Annotated in this window: 3 protein-coding genes; all 3 read right to left on the bottom strand. The window is 73.8% G+C overall.

Annotated features, from left to right (window positions below; translation table 11 throughout):
* On the bottom strand, nucleotides 1-3,538 hold a 3,538-nt coding region (locus tag ABZZ79_RS28675; protein ID WP_356693494.1), incomplete at its 3' end, for a beta-ketoacyl synthase N-terminal-like domain-containing protein.
* Between the two features lie 385 nt (nucleotides 3,539-3,923).
* Nucleotides 3,924-4,190, bottom strand: coding sequence for an acyl carrier protein (locus ABZZ79_RS28670; RefSeq protein ID WP_356693492.1), 267 nt, complete (start codon nucleotides 4,188-4,190; stop codon nucleotides 3,924-3,926).
* Nucleotides 4,191-4,707: 517 nt separating this feature from the next.
* On the bottom strand, nucleotides 4,708-6,090 hold the full coding sequence (locus ABZZ79_RS28665; RefSeq protein ID WP_356693490.1) for a BTAD domain-containing putative transcriptional regulator: 1,383 nt from the start codon (nucleotides 6,088-6,090) through the stop codon (nucleotides 4,708-4,710).
* Nucleotides 6,091-6,094: the final 4 nt, after the last annotated feature.

The following is a 6,094-nucleotide window of genomic DNA, read 5'->3' as shown; positions in this document are numbered from 1 at the left end:
CGTCTCCACGGACATGGTGAGCGTCAGGGAGTCGGGCGTGAGGGCGACGGCCTGGCGCCACCGGGGCGGGGAGCGCGGGCTGCTGCGGGGCGAGCAGGGCCTCGGAGCGGGCCGGGGCTGCGATCGCCGGGGCCGCCGGGGCCGAGCCGGTCGCGCGCATCTCCAGGGCGGCCAGGTCGCGCAGGATCTCGTTGGCGCGCAGGTGGCTGCGGCCGATGTCGAGGCCGTGCTCCTTGACCGCGTTCACGCCGGGCAGCACCTCGCCGAGCTGCCCCTGTTCGGCGGCCCGCTCCAGTACGCCGGTCAGGCGCTCGGCGCTCTCCAGCTGGCTGTTGAGGTAGTCGTCGTGCAGGGCGAGGTGGTCGGCCACGAGCCCTGCGAGGCGGTCGCTGTCCACGTTGGGGGTCTCCAAGGCGGTCGGAGCGGGAGCGGGTGTCGGTACGGGCCGGGCGGGCGCGACCGCGGTGGCGACCCCGCCGGGGGCGGTGTGCGCGGCGGCGGCCGGGACGGCCGCGGGGACCGGCCGGACGGCGACCGGCTGGGCCTGGTGCGCCACGGCCGGGAGCGGAGCGCTCGGGGCCGGGGCGGCCGGCCGCGCGGGGGCCGGGGCCTGCGGCGCGACGGCCGGGGCCTGCGGGGCCGGGGTGACGGCGGTGCCGCCGCCGTTGCTGCCGTTGGCCGCGCCCGGCAGCGTCGGGACGGTGACGCGGTAGCCGTTGTCGATGGCGTCGCGGTAGGCGGCGCGGCGCTCGGGCGAGACGTAGTTGATGCCGTTGAGCAGGATCTGCATGCCCTTGGCCGGCGCCTCGACGGCCGGGGCGGCCACATAGCGGTCGGCGGTGGCGAGCGGCAGGCCGAGCACGGCGAGCTGGGCGATGCCCTGCTTGAGCGCGGTGTCGGAGTCGCGGCCGGGACCCGCGTCCAGGGCGACCGCGGTGTGCTCGCGCTCGCCGAGGATGCGGCGGACGAGCTGCGTCAGCACGGCCTTGGGGCCGAACTCGACGAACACGCGGTGCCCGGCGGCGTACATCTCCTCGACGCGGGCGGCGAAGTCGACCGGGTTGATGAGCTGCTCGGTGAGCACCTTGCGGTTGGCGGCCACGTCGTCGCCGTACGAGGCACCCCGGGTGTTGGCGTACACGGTGGCGGTCGGCCGGGTGACCTCGACGCGGTCCACGTCGGCGCGGAACGCCTCGACGGCGTGTCCGACGAACGGCGTGTGGAACGCGGCGGACACCGGCAGACGGCTCGCGCGCAGTCCGGCCGCGGTGGCCTCGGCGACGACCTTCTCGACCTCGTCGGTGGGTCCGCCCACGACGATCTGGTCGGCGGCGTTGCGGTTGCAGACCACCACGTCGCGTCGGGCGGCGACGAGCTCGGCGACCTTCTCCTCGGGCGCGGAGATCGCGGCCATCGCACCGGCGTCGAAGCCGGGCCGCTCCGGCGGGGCCATGGCGTTGCCGCGGGCCCGCGCGAGGGCGAAGTAGGCCTCGTCCGCCAGGGCGCCGGCCGCCCACAGGGCGGTCAGTTCGCCGAAGCTGTGGCCGAGGAAGCCCTCGGCGGTGAAGCCGAGTTCGGCCAGGTAGCGGAACTGGCCCGCGGACAGCGCGCCGATCGCGGGCTGGGCGTAGGCGGTGGCGCGCAGCGCGGTCTCCTGCTCACCGCGCCCCGAGTCGTCGAACGCGGGCGGCGGGAAGGCGATGCGGGACAGCGCCTCCGAGCCCTCGAAGTGCCGGTTGGCGGCGTCGAACGCGGCGCGCAGCGGCGGCAGTGCCATGACGGCACTCTTGCCGAGGTCGACGTACTGGCTGCCCTGTCCGGCGAACAGCGCGGCCACCTTGCCGGCCTGGGCGGCGCTCTTGCGGAAGTACACGCCCTTGGGGTGCTGCCAGGCGTCGGCCCCGGGGCGGGCGCGCAGTTCGCCGACGGCGAGGTCGCGCAGCGCGGTGAGCTCCTGCTCGGTGCGGGCGACGAAGGCGACGCGGGCGCTTCCCTCGGGAGCGGGCCCGCCGTTGGCCGGAGCGCCGGAGGCGATCAGTTCGGCCAGCGCGGCGGTGTCGGGCGCGTGCCACAGGTGCACGGTGGACACGGGGAAGGACACGCGCAGGTCGTCGCCGTCGCCGTGCTCCTCAAGCACCATGTGGAAGTTGGTGCCGCCGAAGCCGAACGAGGAGATCGCGGCCCGGCGCTTGGGGCGCTCGGGGGTGCGGATCCAGGGGCGGGCCTCGGTGTTGACGTAGAACGGGCCGGAAACGAAGTCGATCGCCGGGTTGGGCTCGTCGACGTTGATGGTGGGCGGCAGCACCTTGTGGTGCAGGGCGAGGGCCAGCTTGATCATGCCGGCGGCGCCCGCGGCGGCCTTGGTGTGCCCGATCTGGGACTTGACGCTGCCGACGGCCGCGTAGCGGGTGGCGTCGGTGGAGTCGGAGATGACCGCGGACAGGGCGCTCAGCTCCGTGGCGTCACCGACGGCGGTGCCGGTGCCGTGCGCCTCGAACAGCTCGATGCTGTCGGGCGCGACGTCGGCGTCCTCGTACGCGCGGCGCAGGGCGACCATCTGGCCCTCCTTGCGCGGGGCGTAGATGGACTTGAAGCGGCCGTCGCTGGAGGTGCCGATGCCGCGCAGGACGGCGTAGACCTTGTTGCCGTCGCGCTCGGCGTCGGCCAGGCGGCGCAGGGCGAGCATGCCGATGCCCTCGCCGATCAGGGTGCCGTCGGCGTCCTTGTCGAACGGGCGGATGCGCCCGGACTTGGACAGCGCGGGCGTCTTGCTGAAGCACAGGTACATGAAGATCGTGTTCTCGGCGTCGCAGCCGCCCACCAGCATGGTGTCGGCGCGGCGCTCGAGGAGCTCGCTGGCGGCGCTGCGGACCGCGCCGAGCGAGCTGGCGCAGGCGGCGTCGATCGTCATGTTGATGCCGCCGAGGTCGAACCGGTTGGCGATACGGCCGGCGACGACGTTGCCGAGCATGCCCGGGAAGGAGTTCTCCTCCCAGGGGGCGTACGCCAGGCGGAACTTGGCGACGATCTCGTCGGCGTCGCGCTGCGACAGGCCGCAGCTGCGCACGACCTCCTTGAGCACGCCGCTCTGCAGCCGCGCGGTGAGCGGCTGGGTGAGCTGGTTGGCGCCGGTGATGCCGAGGACCACGCCGGTGCGGGACTTGTCGTACCACTGCTGGTCGGCGCCCGCGTCCTTCAGCAGTTCGCGCGTGACGACGAGGCTGAGGAGCTGGAGGACGTCGGTGACCTCCAGGGTGTTCGGCGGCAGGCCGAACTCCAGCGGGTTGAACGGCACGTCGGGGATGAAGCCGCCGCGCTTGGCGTACGTCTTGTCGGGGACCGTGGGGTCGGGGTCGTAGTGCTCGTCGACGTCCCAGTGTCCGGCCGGCACGTCGTCGATGCAGTCGGCGGCCGAGACGACGTTCGCCCAGAACTCCCGCAGGTTGCTGGACTTGGGGTAGAGCGCGGAGAGGCCGACGATGGCGATGGGGTCCCGGGCTAGCCGACGGTCGAGGTCGGATTCCTGCGATGAGTTCACGGCGAGTCTCTCTGGTTTCCGGGCGAACGGTGATGGGTTCGGTGCGGTGGCGGTACGCGGCCGTCCCGGCCCGAGGGTTCGGGGCCGGGTGACGAACGGCCGCGGGCGGGCCCGAGCGGGGCCGTGCGGCCGGCGGAGCGGCGGGGTGCGCCTGCGCGGCGGTGGGGGCGGCACGGTGGCGGCGGGTGCTGCGGGGGCGTCCTGGGGCGGTGTGCCGGGCCGGCGGGGGGCCGGCCGGGATCTCGCGTGCGGGGGGTGACGGGTGCTTCCCCGTCCCCCTTGTGCGCCTCGGCCTGGTACACCGCCCCGGGCGGTCCTCACCCGGCTGGGGGACGAACTCCGGGTGCCATCCGCCCAGGGCGGTGGTCGTGGGCCGAGGAGCCGTTCAGACCGCGGCCGCGCGCGCTTCGGACTCCTCGGCGATGTGCGCGGACAGCGCCTCGATGGTGGGGTGGTACCACAGCGCCGTGGTGCCGAGTTCGAAGCCGAGCCACTTCTCCATCTCGCCGGCGATGATCAGCGCGGCGGTGCTGTCGAGGTCGAGCTCGTCGAAGTACTGGTCCGGCGGGACCTCGGACGCGTCCACGCCCACGCGCTGCGCGATCTCCTCGATCAGCCACTTCTGCGCTTCGGCGGCCGTAACCTTAACCATTTCCGATCCTCTCCGAACGGTGTGTCGCGCGCCTGCGGAGTCGACCGGGAGAACGCCCGCGGGTGCACCTCGCGGGGCGTGCGGGGGATTTCACGGGCGGGGCCCGCGGCGGGCCTTCGAAACAGGTCGTGCAGGCGGCTGCGAACATAGAGCCGCAGAACCGTTCGGGCAACCGAACTCAGGGCCGGAAAAACCCGGTCGAGCATCGCTGGAGAAAGACTCCGATCCGGCTGGAGCCGACTGTCGCGCCCCGACCTGCGGCGTTATCCCGTGCGGGCCGGGTCCGCGGAGCCCGTGTCAGCCTGCCGCAATCGTGTCAGCGGCCGTGTCAGCAGCCTCTCCGAAGGAATGGGAAATGCGAAGGAAACAATTGCGGTGACCGTTACCCGGCTTACCCGAAAGAAAGCGCATTACGGCAGAGGGGAATAGCGAACTCCGGGTGAATCACCGGACTCCGGAGGGTCGGGGCGCGGTGGAGCGGGATGCGCCCCGACCAGTGGTACGGACCGGAGTGGGGTCAGAGATTGCCGTGGGGGTCGGAGGGAGGGTCGGCATTCACGGCGCGCACGGCACGGTCCCGCGCGGGGTCGCCGTAGACGCCCTCGCCCGGAACGGAGTGGGAATGCGCGGCGCCGAGCCGCGCGGGGTCGCCGCCGACGCCTTGCGCCGGAATGCCGTCGAGGGCGCGCACCGCGGTCGGGTCGCGAAGCACCCTGCCGACGGACACCGTGTCGACGCCGACGCCCTGGGCCGCGGCGGAGTCAGGGGCCGCCGCGTCGGCCCGGTCGGCGTCGGCGTCCTGGCCGATCGCGCGGACCGGGGCCGTGATGCGGCGCAGGGCGTGGGGGGCGCAGATGGCGGGGTCGGTGTGGCGGCAGGGGATGCTGTCGCGGCGGAGTGTCGCGGCGTCGCCCCCGCCGCGATCCGGCGGGTGCGAGCCCTCGGCCGATCGCTGCCCGGCGAGGACCGTCTCGCGGGCGTACGCGAGCTCCTCCCCCGGTTCGACGCCGAGTTCGGCGCGCAGCCGGACGCGGAGGTCGTCGTAGAGCCGCAGCGCTGCGGCGCGGCGGCCGGAGCCGGCGAGGCCGAGCATGATGCGGGCCTGGAGCGCCTCGTGCAGCGGGTCGCCGTGCGAGGCGATGGTGAGCGGTTCGATGACCCGGGCGGGCTGCCCGAGGCTGATCGCCAGGTCGGCGAAGTCGATGGCCACGTCGATGTGGCGCAGGGCGACCCGGACGACGGCGGGATGCTGCCAGAGCGCCGGCAGATCCTCCAGGAGGCGCCCCTGCCAACGGCGTAAGGCGCGCCCGTAGGCGTCCAGGGCGCCCGCCGGGTCGGCCGCGGCCAGGCTGCCGGCGCGGGCGGCGTCGTCCTCGAACCGGCGCAGGTCCAGCGGCATCGCGCGACTGCTGAGGACGTATCCCCCGCGCACGGTGCTGATCCAGTGGCCGTCGCCGGGGGTGACGATCCGTCGCAGACGGGCGACGTAGGTGTATACGAGGTGCTGGTATCCCTGGGGCGCGTCACCGCTCCACAGGGCGTCGGCTATCTCGTCGTGGCTGACTATCCGGTCGGGCTGTACCGCCAGCAGGCCGAGCAGCACACGCTGTTTGAGCGGCATGGCCACCGCCACACCGGCCCGCAGCACGGCAAGCGGACCCAACAGGCGGATCTCGTACGGCAGTCGGGACGCCGAGGAGTCGCCGGCGACCGCGGCGGGGTCGTAGCCCAGGACCCGGCACAGCCGGGTGAGGGTGTCCTTGCGGGGTTCGACATGGCCGCGCTCGATGTGACGCACGGTCCTGACGCTCACCCCGGCCCGATGAGCCACCTCGTCCTGGGTCAGCCCCGCACGGACGCGCGCCTCGCGCAACGCGTCCCCCCACCGTCCATCAACCATCTAG

Origin of the sequence: Streptomyces sp. NPDC006458 (assembly GCF_040612135.1) — a bacterium.
In the GTDB taxonomy this organism is placed as follows: domain Bacteria; phylum Actinomycetota; class Actinomycetes; order Streptomycetales; family Streptomycetaceae; genus Streptomyces.
Note: the sequence above shows the minus strand (reverse complement) of the source record. Positions and strands in the feature narration are given on the sequence as shown.